Raw genomic sequence first — 19,494 nt, forward strand, 5'->3', positions numbered from 1 at the left:
GCGTCAGCTCGGCAGGCGGATGGTCCCCGTCGCGATGCGCTCGGTCGGCATGCGGTCGCGATCGTAGGTGATGTCGGTGTAGCCGTGCGGGGTGGGAGCGCCGTCCTCATCGAGGCTCACGAACACGATCTTCTCGATCGTGAGAAGGCGCCTGCGCGTGATCATGTTGCGCGCCATCGCCTTCATGGTGAGCGAGGTGCGACCGAAATGGGTCGCCGTCAGACCGATCTCGACCAGGTCGCCCTGCACCGCCGACGCCTCGAAGTTGATCTCGGAGATGTGCTTCGTGACGGCGCGGTAGTTGCCCAGCTGCACGATCGCGTAGATCGCCGCCTCCTCGTCGATCCACTTCAGCAGGCTCCCGCCGAACAGCGAGCCGTTCGCGTTGAGGTCCTCGGGGCGCACCCACTTGCGGGTGCGGAAGTTGATCCCGTCCTCGGACCACTGCCATGCCGGTGTCGTCTGCTTCGCCATGATCCCGAGCGTAGGAGCGCCGTGAGTCGGCGGTGTTACGGGCGTCTTTCGTTCTGCGCCGAGCGGCTCGGCCTGACCGCCTCTGCTCACGGCGGATCCGCCTGAGGCGGATACCGCCCTGCGACCGCGGGGACGAGCGGATGCTGGGGGCATGAGCGAAGACAACCCCATCCCGCAGTTCGGACCCAAAGCCCGACGCGCCCTGTTCCACGAGCGCGTGCTCGTGCTCGACGGCGCCCTCGACGACGACAACGGCACGCTGCTCATGACGCAGCTGCTCGCGCTCTCGGCCGAGGACGCGACGACCGACATCGCCCTGTGGATCCACTCGCCCGGCGGCTCGGTGCCGTCGATGCTGGCGATCCGCGACCTGATGCAGCTCGTGCCCAACGACGTGTCGACCCTCGCGCTCGGCCTGGCGTGCAGCGCCGGTCAGTTCCTCCTCTCGGCCGGCACGAAGGGCAAGCGCCGCGCCCTGCCGCACGCGCGCATCCTCATGCACCAGGGATCCGCGGGCATCGGCGGGTCGGCGGGTGAGCTCGAGACGCAGGCCGACGATCTGCGGCACATGCGCGACACGGTGCTCGGCCTCATCGCCGACGACACGGGCCAGCCGGTCACGCGGATCTTCGAGGACTCGCTGCACGACCGCTGGTACACCGCCGCCGAGGCGTTGGACTACGGCTTCATCGACGACATCGTCGGTTCGCTCGCCGAGATCATGCCGCGTCGACGCGCGCGCGTCGGGCTGGGGACGAGCGCATGAGCACCTACTCGATCCCGAACGTCATCGCGCAGCATCCTCGTGGTGAGCGCATCATGGACGTGTACTCGCACCTGCTCGCGGAGCGCGTCATCTACCTCGGAACCGGCATCGACGCCGGCGTCGCGAACGCGCTGATCGCGCAGCTGCTGCATCTCGACGCCGACAGCCCGGAGAGCGGCATCCAGTTCTACATCAACAGCGAGGGCGGAGACCCCGGCGCCGCGCTGGCGATCTACGACACCATGCAGCACATCCGTCCGCGCATCGCGACGACCTGCGTGGGCCAGGCGATCGGACCGGCCGCGCTGCTGGTCGCCGCCGGTGACACGGGGGAGCGAGCCGCCCTGGCGCACGCGCGCATCGTGCTGCATCAACCCGCGGGACAGTCCCGTGGCGCGATCCCGGACCTCATCCTCGCGGCCGACGAGGTGGTGCGCGTCCGCTCCGACATGGAGGCCATCCTCGCCAAGCACAGCGGCCGCACGGTCGAGGAGCTCCGTGCCGACACCGACCGCGACCGCGTCTTCACGGCATCCGCCGCGCTCGAGTACGGACTGATCGACACGGTGCTCGGCGCGCGGGTCGCGGCCGGCTGAGCGGATGCCGCGGCTCAGGCGGCCAGCGCGAACACCGCGCGCCCGGCCGAGACCAGGGCGGATGCCGGGGCCGTCTCGGTCCGCAGCTCGTCGGCGACCGCACTGGTGAGCTCGATGAGCGAGGTCTCGAGCGCGCCGCTGATCGCGGCGATCATCTCGCTGGAGGGCTCTTTCAGTCCGCGCTCGACCTCGGAGAGGTACTGCGGCGAGACGCCGGCCTTCTCGGCGGTCTCGGTGAGCGTCTCGTCGCGTTCGTGCCGCCGGCGGCGCAGCTGATCGCCGAGGAGCTGACGCCAGAGGGGCTCGGGGTCGTTCGGCCGGGGGCGGCGGGCGGGACGAGGGGCGCGGGAGAACGGGACGATGTCGGCCATGCCTCACGATATGCCGCGGCATCCGCCCTGTTCGAGGGGTTCTGCTCAGAGCAGAACCCCCGCGCCGTGTTTCCACATCTGGCCGACTTAGCGTGAACAGCCGGCTGATAGCTTTCTGCGCGCCGGGACGGCGACGAATCACGGTCGTCCCGGCGCCCTGTGGGGGACATGGGGGTAGGGCGGGGAGTGAGGCGGCCGGAGTCGCTCTCACTCCCCACGCCTCACGGCGACCGAAGCGAGAGCGGTGCAGAGCAATGACCAACGGACTCAGGGAACTCATCCTTCTCGGCGATGTCATCGACCTCCCGCAGTCGGGCAGGGCCGTCTGATGGCTCGTCCCGTCGCATCCCGCCTCCTCGCCGTCGCAGCGGCCGGCGCCCTGCTCGCTGCGGGGTTCACCGCCGCCGGCGCACCCGCGCCCGCCGCCGCCGCGGAACCGCTGGCGTGCATCAACACCCTCTACTACGCCAACAACCAGGCCGGCACCGTGTGGCAGCTCGACCTGACCACCGGCACCGCATCGACGACCCCGACCTTCACCGTGCCCTCGACCGACGGTGCCTTCGCGAACCAGCTGGGCATCGGCGCAGGCGGCACCGCCGCGATCCTCGGGACATCGACGAGCGTCGTCGAGTACGAGCCGACGGCGAGCGCCGACGGCACCGTCACCGCCTCGCCGAAGACTCCCGGTGTCGCCAACGGCACCATGGGCGCGATCAACCCCGCGAACGGGCTGTACTACTACGGCGCGTTCAATGCGACCTCGAGCGTGGACATCTACGTCTTCGATCCGGCGACGAACATCGCGCCGGCCGGACCGGTCCTGTCCGTCACGCCCGCCAACCCTCCCGGCTTCAACGGCGACCTCGCCTTCGACAAGACGGGTCGGCTGTACATCGTCGCCGGTGGCGCCTCCGAGGCGGCGCTGTATGTCGTCGATGGCACCGTGCCGACCTCGGGAACGGGCACCACTCTGCCCGCGCGCGAGCTCTCCCGGGGTGCGACCACTGTCCCGACCAACGGCATCGCGTTCGGGTCCGACGGCTTCCTCTACCTGGGCGGCAGCACCGTGCTGCAGAAGACGAACCCGATCACGGGTGCGCCCACCGGCACCACGTTCACCCTGACGGGGGCCGCATCGTCCGACCTCGGTTCCTGCGCGAACCCCTCCTCGGCGCAGACGGTCGCGCAGTTCGACGGTCCTCGCGCGACCCCCACCGATCAGGTGCGCGTCGTGCTCGAGGGCGGTTCGTACGGTCCGGACGGCACGACACCGGACTTCCCCCCGGGATCGTCGGGTCCCGGCGGCGGAGGCGTTCCCAGCACACCGGGCCTCATCATTCCCGGCGAGACCTACACGATGCGGCAGGTGCCGGAAGGCACCACCGACCTGACGGACTACACGACCACGTGGTCGTGCACCGACGCCACCGGCGCCGTCGTCGCGAGCGGCACCGGCAACACGGCCACCTTCACAGCTCCCTCCGGCACGGACGGCGCGAACATCGTCTGCGCCTTCGTCAACGTGCTCCCGCCGCCCGTCGCCGTGCCGGATTCCGGCTCCGCTCCGTTCGGCGACCCGGTCACGCTGCCGGGCGCGAAGAACGACCAGCCGGGCACCGGCGCCATCCTGCCCGACCAGACCGTGTTCACCGATCCGGCCGCGACCGACGGCGGCAAGCGACTCCAGACCCCCGAGGGCGTCTGGACGATCGCCCCGGACGGAGGCATCACGTTCACCCCGGCACCGGGCTTCAGCGGCGATGCCACCACCGAGTACCGCATCGTCGACGACAACGGGCAGACCTCCACCACCACCGCGACCGCCACCGTGCGCCCCGGGCCGTCGGCGGTCGCCGACACCGCCGCGACGACGCAGGGGACGAGCGTGCAGATCCCCGTGCTCGGCAACGACGCACCCGGACAGAACGCCGACGGAACCCCGGGGACCATCCCGCCGGCATCCGTCCTCTTCGAGCCGACCGGGCAGCCGGCCGGATCCGTCGTGAGCCCCGACGGCCGCCGTCTCGAGGTACCGGGCGAAGGCGTCTACACGATCGACCAGACCACCGGCGTCGTGACCTTCGCGCCGGATCCGACCTTCGACGGTCCGTCGACCACGCCCGTCGCGTACCGCTTCACCGACAGCCTGGGCAACCCGGCGTCGACGACCATCACGGTCACGGTCACGGCCGTGACTCCGACGGCCGTGAACGACTCGACCACCACCCCGCACGCGACCCCGGTGACCGTCGACGTGGTCGACAACGACGTCCCCGGCCCCGGGGGTGCGATCGTGCCCACATCGACCGTCTTCACCGATCCGACCGCCACCGACGGCGGCAAGGCTCTCGTCACGCCCGAGGGCACCTGGCGCGTGACCCCGGCGGGGCAGGTCGAGTTCACGCCGGCCGCGGGCTTCTCCGGCACTGCGTCGACGCCCTACCGGGTCACCGACGAGAACGGCCAGCAGGCCACCGCCACCGTGTCGGTGACCGTGCGTCCGGGGCCGACCGCGAACCCGGACAACGCCTCGACGCCGCAGAACGTCGACGTGTCGTTCCCGGTGGTCGGCAACGACGTGCCCGGGACGGCCGCCGACGGCAGCGCCGGCACGTTCGATCCTGATTCGCTGCGCTTCAGCGTCACCCCCGGTCTGCCGGTCGGCAGTGCGGTGAGCGGCGGCGGTCGCGTGCTCACGGTTCCCGGCGAGGGCGTCTACACCTTCGACCCCGCGACCCGTGACGTCACCTTCGATCCCGAGCCGCAGTTCACGGGAACGGCGACCCCGGTCACGTACACGGTCGAGGACTCGTTCGGCAATGCCGCGTCGACGACGGTCACGGTGACCGTCGCGTCCGTCGCGCCGATCGCCACCAGCGATGTCGCCAAGACCCCCGGTGACACGCCGGTGGTCATCGACATCCTCGCGAACGACGCCCCGGGCTCCGCGTCCGTGCCGCTCGTTCCCGGCTCGGTCGTGCTCACCTCGCCCGACGCCACAGACGGGGGGAAGACCCTCGTGGTTCCCGGGGAGGGCACGTGGACCGTCCGCAGCGACGGCACGGTGCGCTTCGTTCCGCTGCCGGACTACGCCGGGACGACCACTCCGGTCGGCTACACCGTCGCCGATGCGAACGGCACCCTCGCGCCGGCGAACATCACGGTCACCGTGGGCAGCGGTGCGATCGCCGCACCGGATGCCGCGACCACGCCGCAGAACACCCCGGTCACCCTCAGCATCCTCGACAACGATCTCGCCAGCGATCTCGGCAACCCCTGCGATGCGGGCGAGACGAACGTCCCGGTCGGCTGCGACACGGGTGAGCTGGTGCCGGGGAGCGTCGTGTTCCCCGCGGACGGTCAGCCTGCGGGCGCGGTCGTCTCGAACGGCGGACGCACGATCACGGTTCCCGGCGAGGGCGTCTTCACGGTGGCCCCCGCCACCGGAGCCGTCACGTTCACGCCGTTGCCGACGTTCACCGGTGCGGCGCAGACCATCACCTACGCCGCGCTCGACACGCACGGTGCGGCGGTCGCCTCGACCGTCACGGTCACCGTCACCGGTGTGACTCCCGTGGCGCAGGACGACAGCGCGAGCACCCCCTACGGCGTGCCGGTCACCATCGACCTGCTCGACGACGACAGGCCCGGCAGTGCGACCGCGCCGCTGACGCCCTCCGCCACCGTCTTCCCCGCCACGGGGCAGCCGAGCGGGGTCACGGTCTCGCCCGACGGCAAGACGCTGACGATCGACGGCCAGGGAAGCTACGTGATCGGCAGCACGGGCGCGGCGGTCTTCACTCCGGCTTCGGGCTTCACCGGAACCACGACCCCCGTGACGTACCGGATCGCGGATGCGAACGGCACCACCGCCGATGCCACCGTGCAGGTCACGGTCCGCCCGGGCCCGTCTGCGACTCCCGACTCCGACTCGACGCTGCAGGGGGTCCCGGTGACGCTGCAGCCCTTCGGCAACGACGTCCCCTCGCGCAACGCCGACGGCTCGGCCGGTGCCTGGGATCTCCCGACGCTGCGATTCCCGACCGCGGGCCAGCCGGCCGGCGCCCAGGTGCTCGACGGCGGCACCCGCCTCGTCGTGCCCGGGGAGGGCACGTACACCGCGGCCGCCGACGGCTCGGTCACGTTCACGCCTCTTCCCGCCTTCGCCGGCCTCGCCTCCGTCGTGTCGTACACCGGCACCGACGCGATCGGCAACGCCATCACCTCGACCATCACGATCGAGGTGACCCCGGTCGTTCCGACCGCGGCGGACGATGCGGCCGTGACGCCGTACGCGACCCCCGTGACGTTCGACTTCGTCGGGAACGACGATCCCGGTGACCCCGCGGTTCCGCTCGACCTCGCGTCCGTGGTCTTCCAGGCGTCCGGGATCCCCGCAGGCCTGACCGCCGAGATCCGCGACGGCGGCAAGACGCTCGACGTCGAGGGCGAGGGCGTCTACACCCTGCGTGCTGACGGAACGGTGACGTTCACACCTGCCGACGGGTTCAGCGGCACCACGACCCCGGTCCGCTACACGATCCTCGACGAGAACGGCTCACCCGCGAACGCGGCGCTCACCGTGACCGTGCGACCCGGGCCCGACGCGGACGCCGATGTCGAGAGCACGCCGCAGAACGTGCCGGTGACCGTCGACATCCTCGGCAACGACAGTCCCGGCCAGCAGGCGGACGGGACGGACGGAGTCCTCGACCCCGCGTCCGTGGTCTTCCCCGCGACGGGTCAGCCGGCCGGTGCGACCGTCGGCGGAGGCGGCAAGACGCTCGACGTCCCCGGTGAGGGCACGTACGAGATCGGAGCGGACGGCCGGGTGACCTTCACGCCTGTTCCCACCTTCCGCGGTGCGGCGACGGCAGTGACCTACGCGGTCACCGATTCGCTGGGCAACTCCGCCAGCTCGACGCTCACGATCACGGTGGCAGGCGTCGACCCGGTAGCGCGGAACAACTCCGCGACCACGGCGCCGGGAGTCCCGGTGGTGATCGATGTGATCGGCGACGACACGCCGGGAGCCACCGGAGTCCCGCTCGACCGCTCGACCCTCCGCATCGTCGGCTCCGACGGCGCACTCGTGACCGAGCTCACCGTGCCGGGTGAGGGCGTCTGGACCGTGGCGGACGGCAAGATCGTGTTCACGCCCGCCCCCGGCTTCGTCGGCACGACCCGACCGATCACCTACTCGGTGGCGGATGCGAACGGCACGCGGGTCACCGCGACGGTGACGGTGACGGTGGCCGCGGGCGCCACGCTCCCGACGACCGGTGGCGCCGTGCCGTGGATCGCTCTCGGAGCCGGCCTGCTGCTGCTGCTCGCCGGGATCGTGATCCTGATCCGTCGACGGTCGGCCTGAGGTTGAGGGCCACCGTCCTGGCCGTCGTCGCGGCGCTCGCCGCGGCGGCGGTCCTCGCCGGATGCAGCCCGTCCGCTCCACCGGCGCCCTCGGTCACCGGCGGGACGAACGCCGTGGATGACCTGACGATCGATGAGTGCCCGCCCGGGAGCGGGCGCCTGACCTCGGCCGGTTCGGTGCGCAACAGCCAGGGCGACGCGGGCGACTACCTCGTGCACGTGAGCTGGCTCGACGCCGACGGATCCGTGATCGCGTCGGCGTGGGAGGAGATCGAGGGGGTGGATGCCGGAGCATCCGTCGACTGGTCGGCGTCCGCCGATCTCGGCGAGGCCTCCGCGAGCAGCTGCACCGTCGCCCTGACGCGCGGCATGCTCTGAAGCACGGGCGCTACAGCGCGGCGGTCACTCCGGGGATCAGCTTCGTGAGGATCGTGCCGAGCTGCGCACGCTCCTCGTCGGTGAGCGGACCCAGCACCAGGTCGCGGATCTGCGCGACATGCACGGGAGCCGCCGACCGCAGCAGCTCGCGCCCCGCGGGGGTGAGCGTCGCCGTGAGCGTGCGCTTGTCGCTGCCGCAGGACGACCGCACCACCCAGCCGCGCTCCTCGAGAGAATCCAGAGCGTGGCTGAGGCGTGACCTGCTGAGGCCGGCGATCTGCGCGAGCTCGGTCATCGTGACGGTGCTCTCGCCCCGGCCGGCGAGCGTGATCAGGATCGCGTAGTGGGCGTGGTTGAGCCCGGTCTCCGCCTTGAGGGTGCGGTCCAGCACCTGCGGAAGCAGCTGCACGAAGCGGATCGTCGGCAGCCAGGTCGCCATCTCGGAATCGTCGAGCCGGCGCTCGTCCATCAGGCGGCGGACAGATCGAGGGTGTGCGCGGTGTGATCGCGCTTGGCCTGCAGGTAGCGGGAGTTGGCGTCCGAGAGGTGCACCCCGGTGGGCACGCGGTCCGTGACCCGGATGCCGAGGCCCTCGAGCTGCACCGCCTTGTCGGGGTTGTTGCTGAGAAGGCGGATGCCGTCCACCCCTGCGGCCTTCAGCATCTGCGCGGCGACGGTGTAGTCGCGCTCGTCCTCACCGTGACCGAGGGCGACGTTCGCCTCGTAGGTGTCAAGGCCGGAGTCCTGCAGGGCGTAGGCGTCGAGCTTGGCGTAGAGGCCGATGCCGCGGCCCTCCTGGCGCAGGTACAGCAGGAAGCCGCCCTCGTCGGAGATCCGCTCGACCGCCTCGCGCAGCTGCGGTCCGCAATCGCAGCGCTCCGAGCCGAAGACGTCGCCGGTCAGGCATTCGCTGTGTGGGCGCACCAGCGGCGCGTCGCCACCGGCATCCGCTCGTTCCATCGCCGCGCGCCAGTCTCCGAGTCCCAGCAGGAGGTGCTCGCGGCCGTCGACGAGTCCGTCGAACGTGACCACATCGGCGGTCGTGGCGAAACCGTCGGCGAAACGCATCGGCACGCGTACCCGCGTGCGCTCGGTGGCGACCGGAACGACGGTTGAAGTTTCAATCATGCGAGATGCAACGCGACAGCGGGTGGTCTATTCCCGGCGTCGACGGATCAGCTTCAGCTCGCTGACGAGGATGCCGAGCACGACGAGCGCCCCGCCGATGAGCGCGGTGACCGGCAGACGCTCGCCGGCGATGCGCCCGATGACTCCGGCCCAGACCGGTTCTCCGGCGTAGATGATCGTCGCCCGGGTGGGCGACACCGACTTCTGCGCCCAGTTCATGGTGAGCTGGATCAGGCAGCTGGCCGCACCCAGGCCGACCGCGCAGCCGACCCAGATCCAGGAGAACTCGGGGATCCCCTCGCCGACGACCGGCATCGTCAGCAGTCCGAGTGCGCCCGCGGTCAGCAGCTGCACCACGGTGATGCGTCCGAGATCGATCTTCCCGGCGAACACGCTGATGAGGATGATCTCGGCCGCGATGGGGAGGGTACTGATCATGGTCGCGATCTCGCCCGTGCCGAGGCTGAACGTGAACGCGTCGGGGCCGGCGATGAGCAGCAACCCGAGGAAGGCGAGGCCCGCACCGATGAACGCCATCGCCGGAGGGCGCTTGCGGAACACCGCCCACTGTGCGAGGGGGACGAGAGGCACGTACATCGCGGTGATGAAGGCGGAGGTGCTGCTGTCGATCGTCTGCAGTCCGACGGTCTGGAGGCCGTAGCCGAGGTAGATCATCACGCCGATCGCGACGCCAGCGCCCGCGTCACGCCACCGGATGCCGCGCAGGACGCGACGGAAGATCACGACGCTGATGAGTCCGGCGATGAGGAACCGCACGCCGACGAAGAACCACGGGCCGGAATGCTGCATCGCCCAGTGCACGAGCAGGAACGTGCTGCCCCACACCGCGGTGATCGCGATGAGCGCGGCCTCCTGCGGACGGAAGCGCATCCAGCGAAGACGGGAAGAGGGCATCGCGGCCCTTTCTCGACGTTGCCGGATCGAGCCTATCCGGCAATCCATGACGCGCGAAGACGCGGCGGAGCCGGAGGCCGGATCGAGTCGATAGCCTCGGAGGATGAGCAGCTTCGTGAGCGTGACCGCGTTGAAGGACCTCCTCTCTCAGGGTGCCCCGGTGCGCCTGATCGACGTGCGGTGGCGGCTCGACCGTCCGGAGGCCGGGCACGACGACTACCTGACCGGGCACATCCCCGGCGCGGTGTTCGCGCCGCTCGACACCGAGCTCTCCACGCACGGCGCCCCCTCGGAGGGAAGGCATCCGCTCCCGTCCACCGCGACGCTTCAGGCGGCCGCCCGCCGCTGGGGTGTGAACGACGGCGACATCGTGGTCGCCTACGACGACGCGAAGAGCACGGCTGCTTCGCGGGCATGGTGGCTCCTCCGCCAGGCCGGCGTCGACGTGCGGGTGCTCGACGGCGGCCTCCGCGCGTGGAAGGCCGCCGGGTTCGACGTCGCCACGGACGACGTGACCCCCGAAGCCGGCGACGTCGTGCTCGAGGAGATCGGCGGCGACGCGCTCTCGATCGACGAAGCAGCAGCGTTCCCGGCATCCGGTGTCCTGCTCGACGTGCGCGCTCCCGAGCGCTATCGCGGCGAGACCGAGCCGCTCGACCCGCAGGCCGGACACATCCCCGGCGCGCGCAACCTCCCCACGATGCTGCATCTCGACGCCGAGGGGCGCCTGCTCGACCCGGAGACCGTCCGCGCGACGTTCGCGGGGGTCGGCGTCACACCCGGGACGCCCGTCGCCGCGTACTGCGGCTCCGGCGTCACCGCTGCGCACACGGCGCTGATCCTCAGCGAGGTGGGCATCGATGCGAAGGTGTTCCCCGGATCGTGGAGCCAGTGGTCGAACACGCCAGGTCGGCCGGTCGCGACAGGTGATCAGCCCGGCTGATCGGCCGCGTCACGGCGAGGGCCGTACCCCCACAGCAGCTCCACGACGCCCGGTCCGAACGCCCGGTGGATCAGGTGCACCGAGCCCTGCCCGTTGAGCGACACCGGCGTGGTCGTGATTCCGGATGCCGTCTCCACGCGCTCCTCGCACCAGTCCGGCCGCGCATCCGGGTGGAACCGCACCCAGACCAGCAGCTCGCGGCACTGCCGCGCCACAGCGTGGCCGGTCTCGCGGGTCGGCGGGTAGTCCGGCGGGTACTCAACGGACCATTCCACCATCGTCGTGTCGGGCGCGGACAGTGGAGCGTCGAGCTCGAACAGCACGCCGTGGACCTCGCCGGCGGCGTGCGAATACGCTTCCGCGATGCGTCCTCCTGACACGGCCCGGAAGGTCGGTGCGGGAGTGCGGGTGCCGGGAGTCAGCTCGAGGAACGGGGTCCCTGTCATCGTGCCCGACGTCGCCTGGAGCACGCTCCGCGTGATGCAGTAGAACACGTTTCCGTCGGCGTCGACGTCTGTCACGGAGTGGGTCGTGACCTCGCGCGAGTGGTCGGGATACGGGGCGCCGAGCGCCGCGTACGCGTCCTTCACGGCCTGCTCGATGTCCTCCTGGTCGATCGGGAACTGGCTCGGTCCCAGGGGGCCTGTCCTCTTGGTGGAGGGGAGCAGGCGGGCGAGGGTGTCGTCCTCGAGGCCGAGCAGCTGCTCGATGTCGGCCAGCGCCGCCAGCGACTGCACGCCCTCGGGGCGGCGCGCGCCGGAGCGCCAGTAGCTCAACGTGGCCATCGAGACCCGGTTCCCACGGCGCTTGAGCTGCCGCTGCAGCCAGGACAGCGTGACGTCCTTCGCATTGATGGCATCGCGAAGCGCCCCGGCGAACGCCTCCGAAGAGGACTCGCGATCGTCATATTCCAAACTCATCACAGACCTCCCCCGGTATGTGAAGGACACAACCTTAGAGTGAGCATACGACCGCACACGCTTACCTCAGGGGACCGGGTGGGCGAGTGGGGTCGCTCGGCTGTGTCGTCGAAGGGCAGGGTGCCCGACCTTGCGCACGACCAGTCTCACGCAGTGACGCCCCCTTACTGCGTTCGTCGTGAAGCCCGGTGATCGATCTGGGGAGATCCACCGGGCTTCACGAACACCTCTCCGGCGCCCTCCGGCACGCGGCTCCGCGGCCCGGCGGCCCCGCGTAGACTGGGAGGAACACCCCGGAGGACTCTGGATCGTCATGTCTGCCCCTGCTCGCGCATTCACCATGCGAAACGTGCAACTGCTGCGCGCGCTCTTCGCCGCCGTCGCCGCACTGATGATCACGTTCTCCTCCGACCACTCCGCTCCGGTGGGGCTTTCCGTGTTCAGCGGCTTCGTCCTGGTCACGGCGCTCATCCAGGTGCTGGCCGCGTGGCTGGTGCTGCCCGCGGGGTCGCGCTGGCCGCAGGTCCTGCTGGCCGCGTTCGGCATCATCGCCGGCATGGCGAGCGGCGTTCCCGCCTGGCGCTCGGATGATCTGTTCTTCGTCGTCGTCTCGGCCTGGGCGATCGTCACCGGTGGGGTCGAGCTCCTCGCCGGCATCCGCGCGCGCCGCACGGCCGACCCGCTCGCTCGGGACGCGATCACGATCGGTGCGCTCGGCATCCTCCTCGGCGTCGTCCTCCTGCTGATCCCCGCCGGATTCGTCCAGGAGTACACGATCGACAAGGCGGGCACGTTCCTGCTCTCCGGCATCATCCTCGGCGTGGGCATGTTCGGCGGCTACGCCGCGATCGTCGCCGTCTTCCTCGGAATCGCCGGCCTCACTCCGAAGCGGGCGGATGCCGTCGCCGCTGCCGCCGCGCCGCACGCCGCCGTCGGTGCTCACACGGCCACGGCGACAGACACCGATCAGAGCGCAGCCTCGGCCGAGCGCGGAGGAGAGCGATGAGCGACGAGAAGCCGACCCGCCGGGACATCCTGCGCCCGCTGCACCTGCTCGGCATCGCCCTCGGCTGCGGCGTCTTCGCGATGATCGTCACCCTGGTCTCGACCGGAGCCTTCACCGCGCGCGTGAACGCCGCGATCGCCGAGGGAAGCTACGACGGCCTGACGCCGGTGGCGCTGGGCCTCGTGGTCGGCGGTGGTGCCTTCATCGTGACGCTGCTGATCCTCGCGATGCTCATCCTCGCCGTCGATCCGGCCGACGTCACCAAGACGATCGACCGTCCGGTGCTGTACGACGCGGAGCCCGACGAGGACTCCGGCGCCGAGAAGCCCGGACCGTCGCGCTCCTCCTGATCCCGCGTCGCCGTGCGCGGATCCGGAATAGTCGCGGGTGCTGAGGGCTTGTGCCTAGAGTGACTGCCTCCGTCGACCGCGCCTCCATCGGACTGCGGTCGGAGCGAGGCCCCGTCCTCGGCGCGCTGATGCTCTCCACCGGACTCATCGCGATCGACGCCACGATCCTGGCGACCGCGGTGCCCAGCATCGTCCGGGAGCTCGGCAGCTACCAGCAGTTCCCGTGGCTGTTCTCCGTCTACCTGCTGGCGCAGGCGGTGAGCGTGCCGATCTATTCGCGCTTCGCCGACACGGTGGGGCGCAAGCCGATCATCCTGCTCGGCATCGCCCTGTTCCTGCTCGGCTCGATCCTCTGCGGATTCGCGTGGAGCATGCCCGCCCTCATCGTGTTCCGCGTCATCCAGGGCCTCGGCGCCGGTGCCGTCGCGCCGATGTCGATGACGATCGTCGGCGACATCTACACGGTCGCCGAACGCGCCAAGGTGCAGGGCTACGTCGCGAGCGTCTGGGCGGTCTCGTCGGTCGTCGGGCCGGCACTCGGCGGCATCTTCGCGCAGCTCGACGCGTGGCGGTGGATCTTCTGGGTCAACATCCCGCTCTGTCTGATCGCCGGGTGGATGCTGTTGCGCACGTATCACGAGAAGAAGCAGACGCAGCGGCACCGCATCGACTACGCCGGAGCCGTGCTCCTCACGATCGGGCTCACCGGCATCATCCTCGGCATGCTCGAGGGCGGCAACGCCTGGGCGTGGCTGTCGGTGCAGAGCGCCCTCTGCTTCGGCGTCGGCATCCTCGCGCTCGCGGCGTTCGTCTTCGTCGAACGGCGGGTCGCGGAGCCGATCGTCGACCTGCGCCTGGCGCGGCGGCGGCTGATCCTCACGACCACGATCGTCTCGCTCGGCGTCGGCGCGCTGATGATCGGCGTGACGAGCTTCGCCCCGGCGTATCTCGAGGGATCGATCGGCATCGCTCCGCTGCTCTCGGGGCTCGCGGTCGCCGCGCTGACCCTCGGATGGCCGCTCTCGGCGGCGAACGCCGGGCGCCTGTACTTGAGGATCGGCTTCCGTCGCACCACCCTCATCGGAATGAGCATCGCGACGATCGCCGCCATCGCCCTCGCCGCCGTCTCGCCGTGGCCGAACCCGTTCGTCATCGCGGGGGTCGCGTTCCTGTTCGGCTTCGGTCTGGGATGGAGCGCCGCACCGACGCTGATCGCGGCCCAGGCCTCGGTCGGCTGGGGGAGCGCGGCGCCGTGACCGGCATGAACGCGTTCGCCCGATCAGCGGGCAGCGCCGTCGGCGTCGCCGTCTTCGGGGCGATCTCCAACTCGGTGATCGCGCAGGGCGCAGGGCCGGGCGACCCCGACACGATCATCGCGGCATCCTTCTGGGTCTTCGTCGCGGTCGCCGTGACCGCCGTGCTCACCCTGCTCGCCGCCGCCTTCATGCCGAAGGATGCGGTGGTCGAGCGGTCGGGCGAGGTCGACGGCTAGCTCACGGCGAGGCTCTGCGTGCACAATTCAGCAAGAACGCACGCCGCGCGAGAGTGGTGGCCCGGAAAGACGCGGAAGCAGGCTCCCGCCGCCGAAGGATCTGCTGAGTTGTGCACGCGCGACCGGGCGGATTCCCGCGTCGGCGTGAGACGTCAACGCGCCAGCTGCTCCGCGATGCCCGTGTAGGTCGCCGGGGTGAGGGCGAGCAGGCGCTGCTTCGCGGCGTCGCCGATCTCGAGCCCCTCGACGAAGGTCGCCAGGTCTGCTCCGCCGACGCGGTGACCGCGGGTGAGCTCCTTGAGCAGGGCGTAGGGGTCGGTGATCGTCGAGCGGCCGGCGACGACCTCGGCGCGGATGACGGTCTGGATCGCCTCGGCGAGAACCTCCCAGTTCACGTCGAGGTCGGCCAGCAGGACGTCGCGCGACAGCGAGATCGCGTTCAGTCCTCGGCGCAGGTTGTCGAGGGCGAGTTGCGAGTGCCCGAAGGCCACGCCGATATTGCGCTGCGTCGTCGAGTCGGTGAGGTCGCGCTGCAGGCGGCTGGTGACCAGCGTCTGGCCGAGCGACGCGAACAGGGCGCCCGAGATCTCGAGGTTCGCCTCGGCGTTCTCGAAGCGGATCGGGTTGATCTTGTGCGGCATCGTCGACGAGCCGGTGGCGCCGGCCACCGGGATCTGCGCGAAGTACCCGAGCGAGATGTAGGTCCAGATGTCGGTGGCGAGGTTGTGCAGGATGCCGCCGGCGTGACGCACGCGGTCGTAGAGCTCGACCTGCCAGTCGTGCGACTCGATCTGCGTGGTGAGCACGTTGAAGCCGAGCCCCAGGCCTTCGATGTACTCACGGGCGATCGTCGGCCAGTCGGCGTCGGGATCGGCGGCGAGATGCGCCGACCAGGTGCCGGTCGCACCCGAGAACTTCGCCAGGTAGTCGGAGCCGGCGATCTGGCCGCGCACCCGCTCGAGGCGCCACGCGAACACGGCGATCTCCTTGCCCATGGTCGAGGGCGTCGCGGGCTGTCCGTGCGTGCGGGACAGCATCGGGGCGTCCGCGTGCTCGACGGCGAGTTCGCGGAGCTTGGCGATCACGGTGTCGAGGGCGGGCAGCCACACCTGCTCGACGGCGCGCTTCACCGTGAGGGCGTAGGAGGCCGAGTTGATGTCCTCGCTCGTGCAGGCGAAGTGCGTGAGTTCGGCGATCGCATCGAGTCCGAGGGTCGAGAGCCGGTCGCGCACGAGGTACTCGATCGCCTTGACGTCGTGCTGTGTGACGGCTTCCTTCTCGGCGAGCCAGTCGATCTCGGCCTGACCGAAGTCGCGGTACAGCGCGCGCAGACGCTCCTTGTCGGCATCCGACAGCGGCGAGGTCTCGAACAGGGAACGGTCGGTGAGGGCGATCAGCCACTCGACCTCGACCTCGACCCGTGCGCGGTTCAGCCCGGCCTCGGAGAGGAAGTCGGCGAGGCCGGTGACGGCACCGCGGTAGCGGCCGTCGAGAGGGCTCAGAGGCTGGGGCGGGAGCGAAGGCTGGAAAGTCAGGGGAGTCCTCCTGATGAGGCCCCGAAGGCTCGGGGCGTGCGGGGGAGGCGAAGAGCGGGTTCGAGCTGCTGGAACAGGCCCCGCGTCGCCGCCTCAATCATACCGAGCACCGAATCGAACATCTCCGCGCCCGCGTAGTACGGATCCGGGACGTCGTGCGTCGACGCATTCGGGTCGAAGGCGAGCAGGAGAGTGACCTTGCCCTCCTCGTCCTCGTCCCGAGCCCACTCGCGGAGGATGCGCTCGTGCGTGCGGTCGAGGGCGACGACGAGGTCGTTGTCCGCGAAGGATGCCGCGGTGAACTGCCGGGCACGATGCTGCGATCCGTCGTAGCCCCGCCGCGCGAGCGAGTCGATCGTGCGGTGATCCGCGCGCTCGCCGAGGTGCCAGTCGCCGGTGCCGGCGCTGCGCGAGACGACGCGCGGCCCGAATCCCTGCCGATCGGCGAGGTCGCGGAACACGACCTCGGCCATGGGCGAGCGGCAGATGTTCCCCGTGCAGACGAAGATCACGCGAAAGGGATCCGGGGAAGTCACCCGTCCATTCTGCCTGGCGTCGGCTGTCCTGCACAGCGGTGGCCGCATCCCGGCTCTCCACCGCTGCGGCGAATGCGGCTCCGGCGACAGGGGCGGATCACGGATGCTGGGCGCATGCACTCCTTCACACACGCCGAGGCCGGCGTCTCCGAAGCCCTCTGGGCGCAGGTCTCCGCCCTCCAGGATGTCCGCTCCGCCATGACCGCCCTCGACACCGCAGGAGCGGCTCTGGTCGGTCTCGTCGACGACTCGGACTGGCGATCCGACGGCGTCAGGGCGCTGAACGAGCTCCTCCGACGTCTCACGGAGCGCACGGGGGAACAGCGGGGTGCGCTCGCCATTCGGGAGTGGGAGCTCGAAAGGGCGGTGGCGCAGTGAGCGGCGAACTGGAGATCGATCACGGTGGTGCGATCGCGGTCGACACGGAGCAGATGCGCGACGTCGGTGCGCGCGTGATGGCGCTGACCGAGCACTTCGATGACGCTCGCGCGGCGATCGAGCGCGCGTGTCACATCGCCGGTTCCTCCTCCCTCGCCGGCCAGGTCGACACCGCGGCCCTCTCGTCATGCGCCACGCGGATCGTCGAGCTGCGCACCGAGACGGAGGACGCGGCGACCGGCACGCTGCTGATGGCCGACGCCTTCGAGGTGGTCGAACTGAGCGCAGAGGCGGAGGCGCTGGCTCACTCGGACGCCGCAGCCGCCAGCGCCCTCCTCGCGCGGAGAGATCGGCTGCTGGCCACCGACGATCGCATCGGCATCCTGGCCGGCCGGCTGGAGCGCAGCGGCTGGAAGGAGGAGCGGTTCGAAGGGCTGGGCACCCAGTGGGACATGGGCGGGCTGCTGCCGCCGGTGTGGCTCATCGGGGCGCTCGTCGGCACGACCGCCCGCCTCGGAACCGTCCTCCCCGGCATGACGCTGAAGGGCAGCGTCGAACCGGTGACCGTGACCCCCGTGCGGGAATCGACCCCCGCGGCTCCTCCGTCGACCCTGCGCGGCGCCTTCGAGAGGATGCCGAAGGACGCGAGCGCGCAGGTCGCCGTCGAGAAGCTCACGTTCGCAGACGGGTCGACGAAGTACATGGTCTACCTCAAGGGCACGCAGAACTTCGTGCCGTGGGAAGCGGGCGGCTCCGAGCCCTGGGACATGAAGTCGAACGCTGAGCTCTACACCGGCGAGAAGTCGGCGTCGTACCAGGCGACGCTCGATGCGCTGGAGGCGGCGGGGGCGCGTCCCGGCGACACGGTGGGCGTCGTGGCCCACTCCCAGTCGGGCATGATCGCGGTCCATCTCGGGATGGAGAGCGAGTACGACGTCGACTTCATCGCGACGGCGGGAAGCCCCACCGGCGGTACGTTCCGCGACGACCAGCTCGTGGTCCAGATCGCGCACACCGACGACGTCGTGTCGAGCCTGGCGGGCGAGGGGTCTCCCGGTGGCACCGGCTCGCCGGACAGCTTCACCGCGACGCGTCTCGCCGACCCGAACCCGGGGATCCAGGACCTCCTGCTCGCGCCGCACAGGTTCGAGCCGTATCTGGAGACCGCCGAGATGATCGACGAGTCGAACGACCCCCGTGCCGAGGCCGTCTCCGTCGAGCGCACCGAGTATCACGGCGAGCGCGAGGAGCCCCTTCGATGAGCGCCCTCGACGACAGGAGTCTCAGTCGCGGCGGCGCTGCTTCTTCGTCTGCGGGCGGAGGATGAAGCCGAAGATGCCGTTGATCACCGAGATGATGAGCGCGGCGAGCACGCCCCACCAGAAGTCGCCGACCGTCAGGCCCCAGCCGAACCCGCTCGTGATCCAGGCGGTGAGCCAGAGCAGGAAGCCGTTGATGATGAGCCCGATGAGGCCGAGCGTGAGGATGTAGAGCGGGAACGCGACGATCTTCACGACGGTGCCGATGATGGTGTTCACGATCGCGAAGATCGCGGCGACCGCGAGCAGCGTCAGCACGAGCTGGAGCGTCTCGCCGGGCGGGAACGCGGTGATCACGACCTGCAGGGCAGGGATCAGCGTGACGACCCAGAGGGCGAAGGCGTTGACGACGACGCGGATGATGAAGCGCATAGTGCGTCCAGTGTCGCACGCCCGCCCGCGCTTGTCAGGAAGTGGCGTCAGCGGATGTGCGCCGCGATGACCTCAGCGATCTCCTTCAACTCGAGCCTGCTCTGGGCGACGTCGAGGACGAAGTCGAAGGCTTCGTCGTTCGTGAACGTCACCTCATATCCGTTGAGCTCGATGAAGATGAAGGTGAGAAACAACGAGATTCTCTTGATCCCGTCGAAGAGGGCGTGATTCTGCGCCACGGAACTGATGAGCGCCGCAGCCTTCTCCTCGAATGTCGGGTACGCGTCGACGCCGAACATGCCAGCCGACGGCCGGGCAAGCGCAGAGAACAGAAGGCCCTCGTCCCGCACATGCAGGCCGAGCCTCTCGATCAGAGCGAGCGCCTGCTCCGGCTCGATGTACTCCGTCGCCACGGGTCAGGCGTCTTCGAGTCGCTTGAGCGTGTCCGCATACCGTTCTGCCACGCTCTTGGCGATCGAGAGCACGCGATCGGTCTTCGTCTCGCTGTTCGCGAATCGCGTCGCGGCTTCGATGATCACGGCGTGCTTCGACGTGTGCCGGGCGCGGGCGATCGCCTCGAGCTGGGCATCGAGTTCTTCCGGGAGTCGCACGGTCATAGCCATACCAGAATGGTACCACTCA

The 19,494-nt window shown here is 70.1% G+C and carries 20 protein-coding genes and 1 pseudogene; 10 read left to right on the plus strand and 11 right to left on the minus strand.

Annotated features, from left to right (window positions below; translation table 11 throughout):
- Positions 1 to 3 precede the first annotated feature (3 nt).
- Positions 4 to 474 carry a hotdog domain-containing protein gene (locus ABS642_RS15375; RefSeq protein WP_282215457.1) on the minus strand — a complete coding sequence of 157 codons (471 nt, stop codon included), beginning with the start codon at positions 472 to 474 and terminating at the stop codon, positions 4 to 6.
- 151 nt (positions 475 to 625) lie between these two features.
- On the opposite strand from ABS642_RS15375, the gene ABS642_RS15380 reads away from it, so the two are divergent.
- Both ABS642_RS15380 and ABS642_RS15385 read left to right on the plus strand, forming a co-directional pair.
- Positions 626 to 1,240, plus strand: a complete 615-nt coding sequence (locus ABS642_RS15380; protein ID WP_350350781.1) for an ATP-dependent Clp protease proteolytic subunit — start codon at positions 626 to 628, stop codon at positions 1,238 to 1,240.
- The gene (locus ABS642_RS15385; RefSeq protein ID WP_350350782.1) at positions 1,237 to 1,836 is read left to right on the plus strand and encodes an ATP-dependent Clp protease proteolytic subunit; all 600 of its coding nucleotides are present in this window, start codon (positions 1,237 to 1,239) and stop codon (positions 1,834 to 1,836) included. Before ABS642_RS15380 ends, ABS642_RS15385 begins: the two co-directional genes overlap by 4 nt.
- Positions 1,837 to 1,850: 14 nt before the next feature.
- On the opposite strand, the gene ABS642_RS15390 is transcribed toward ABS642_RS15385, so the two are convergent.
- Positions 1,851 to 2,207 carry a helix-turn-helix transcriptional regulator gene (locus tag ABS642_RS15390; RefSeq protein WP_282215460.1) on the minus strand — a complete coding sequence of 119 codons (357 nt, stop codon included), beginning with the start codon at positions 2,205 to 2,207 and terminating at the stop codon, positions 1,851 to 1,853.
- Positions 2,208 to 2,535: 328 nt separating this feature from the next.
- Here ABS642_RS15390 and ABS642_RS15395 point away from each other — a divergent pair, with 328 nt between their 5' ends.
- Positions 2,536 to 7,581: a tandem-95 repeat protein gene (locus ABS642_RS15395; RefSeq protein ID WP_350350783.1), complete on the plus strand. Its 5,046-nt coding sequence runs from the start codon at positions 2,536 to 2,538 to the stop codon at positions 7,579 to 7,581.
- 2 nt (positions 7,582 to 7,583) lie between these two features.
- Positions 7,584 to 7,958: a hypothetical protein gene (locus tag ABS642_RS15400; RefSeq protein WP_350350784.1), complete on the plus strand. Its 375-nt coding sequence runs from the start codon at positions 7,584 to 7,586 to the stop codon at positions 7,956 to 7,958.
- A 10-nt stretch (positions 7,959 to 7,968) separates the two neighbouring features.
- Here ABS642_RS15400 and ABS642_RS15405 read toward each other — a convergent pair whose 3' ends face one another.
- The 3 genes from ABS642_RS15405 to ABS642_RS15415 are packed head-to-tail and all read right to left on the minus strand — an operon-like array spanning position 7,969 to position 10,001.
- Positions 7,969 to 8,397, minus strand: coding sequence for a MarR family transcriptional regulator (locus ABS642_RS15405; RefSeq protein WP_350350785.1), 429 nt, complete (start codon positions 8,395 to 8,397; stop codon positions 7,969 to 7,971).
- A gap of 29 nt (positions 8,398 to 8,426) precedes the next feature.
- Entirely contained in the window at positions 8,427 to 9,086 is a 660-nt protein-coding gene (ribA, locus tag ABS642_RS15410) for a GTP cyclohydrolase II (RefSeq protein ID WP_282215464.1), read from the minus strand.
- A gap of 27 nt (positions 9,087 to 9,113) precedes the next feature.
- Positions 9,114 to 10,001 (minus strand): DMT family transporter, encoded by an 888-nt coding sequence (locus ABS642_RS15415; RefSeq protein ID WP_350350786.1) that lies wholly within the window; start codon positions 9,999 to 10,001, stop codon positions 9,114 to 9,116.
- A 103-nt stretch (positions 10,002 to 10,104) separates the two neighbouring features.
- Between ABS642_RS15415 and ABS642_RS15420 the strand changes: the two genes are divergently transcribed.
- Complete coding sequence (locus ABS642_RS15420) at positions 10,105 to 10,944, plus strand: sulfurtransferase (protein WP_350350787.1); 840 nt, start codon at positions 10,105 to 10,107, stop codon at positions 10,942 to 10,944.
- Here the strand turns inward: ABS642_RS15420 and ABS642_RS15425 are convergent.
- Entirely contained in the window at positions 10,932 to 11,864 is a 933-nt protein-coding gene (locus ABS642_RS15425; RefSeq protein ID WP_350350788.1) for a hypothetical protein, read from the minus strand. The two genes, ABS642_RS15420 and ABS642_RS15425, sit on opposite strands and share 13 nt — an antisense overlap.
- A 340-nt stretch (positions 11,865 to 12,204) precedes the next feature.
- Here ABS642_RS15425 and ABS642_RS15430 point away from each other — a divergent pair, with 340 nt between their 5' ends.
- The 3 genes and pseudogenes from ABS642_RS15430 (at position 12,205) to ABS642_RS15440 (ending at position 14,712) form a co-directional block, all read left to right on the plus strand.
- Complete coding sequence (locus ABS642_RS15430; protein WP_282215468.1) at positions 12,205 to 12,870, plus strand: acyl-CoA synthetase; 666 nt, start codon at positions 12,205 to 12,207, stop codon at positions 12,868 to 12,870.
- On the plus strand, positions 12,867 to 13,220 hold the full coding sequence (locus ABS642_RS15435) for a hypothetical protein (protein ID WP_282215469.1): 354 nt from the start codon (positions 12,867 to 12,869) through the stop codon (positions 13,218 to 13,220). The genes ABS642_RS15430 and ABS642_RS15435 overlap by 4 nt, the downstream gene beginning before the upstream one ends.
- Positions 13,221 to 13,279: 59 nt before the next feature.
- A pseudogene (locus ABS642_RS15440) lies at positions 13,280 to 14,712 on the plus strand (MFS transporter).
- Between the two features lie 152 nt (positions 14,713 to 14,864).
- Here the strand turns inward: ABS642_RS15440 and purB are convergent.
- Positions 14,865 to 16,247, minus strand: a complete 1,383-nt coding sequence (gene purB / locus ABS642_RS15445; RefSeq protein ID WP_350353448.1) for an adenylosuccinate lyase — start codon at positions 16,245 to 16,247, stop codon at positions 14,865 to 14,867.
- Positions 16,244 to 16,720 carry a low molecular weight protein-tyrosine-phosphatase gene (locus tag ABS642_RS15450; protein WP_350353449.1) on the minus strand — a complete coding sequence of 159 codons (477 nt, stop codon included), beginning with the start codon at positions 16,718 to 16,720 and terminating at the stop codon, positions 16,244 to 16,246. Before ABS642_RS15450 ends, purB begins: the two co-directional genes overlap by 4 nt.
- A 177-nt stretch (positions 16,721 to 16,897) precedes the next feature.
- Here ABS642_RS15450 and ABS642_RS15455 point away from each other — a divergent pair, with 177 nt between their 5' ends.
- Complete coding sequence (locus ABS642_RS15455; protein ID WP_350350789.1) at positions 16,898 to 17,161, plus strand: hypothetical protein; 264 nt, start codon at positions 16,898 to 16,900, stop codon at positions 17,159 to 17,161.
- Positions 17,158 to 18,423 carry a hypothetical protein gene (locus ABS642_RS15460; RefSeq protein WP_350350790.1) on the plus strand — a complete coding sequence of 422 codons (1,266 nt, stop codon included), beginning with the start codon at positions 17,158 to 17,160 and terminating at the stop codon, positions 18,421 to 18,423. Before ABS642_RS15455 ends, ABS642_RS15460 begins: the two co-directional genes overlap by 4 nt.
- Positions 18,424 to 18,444: 21 nt before the next feature.
- Here ABS642_RS15460 and ABS642_RS15465 read toward each other — a convergent pair whose 3' ends face one another.
- Genes ABS642_RS15465 through ABS642_RS15475 form a run of 3 tightly spaced genes read right to left on the minus strand, consistent with a single transcriptional unit; the run spans position 18,445 to position 19,475 of the window.
- Positions 18,445 to 18,852 (minus strand): phage holin family protein, encoded by a 408-nt coding sequence (locus tag ABS642_RS15465; RefSeq protein WP_282215475.1) that lies wholly within the window; start codon positions 18,850 to 18,852, stop codon positions 18,445 to 18,447.
- 47 nt (positions 18,853 to 18,899) lie between these two features.
- On the minus strand, positions 18,900 to 19,265 hold the full coding sequence (locus tag ABS642_RS15470) for a type II toxin-antitoxin system death-on-curing family toxin (protein ID WP_282215476.1): 366 nt from the start codon (positions 19,263 to 19,265) through the stop codon (positions 18,900 to 18,902).
- A gap of 3 nt (positions 19,266 to 19,268) precedes the next feature.
- A complete protein-coding gene (locus ABS642_RS15475; RefSeq protein ID WP_282215477.1) occupies positions 19,269 to 19,475 on the minus strand; it encodes a ribbon-helix-helix protein, CopG family in 207 nt (68 codons plus the stop codon).
- Positions 19,476 to 19,494 lie beyond the last annotated feature (19 nt).

It is taken from the genome of Microbacterium sp. A8/3-1 (assembly GCF_040267695.1).
GTDB lineage: Bacteria > Actinomycetota > Actinomycetes > Actinomycetales > Microbacteriaceae > Microbacterium > Microbacterium luteolum.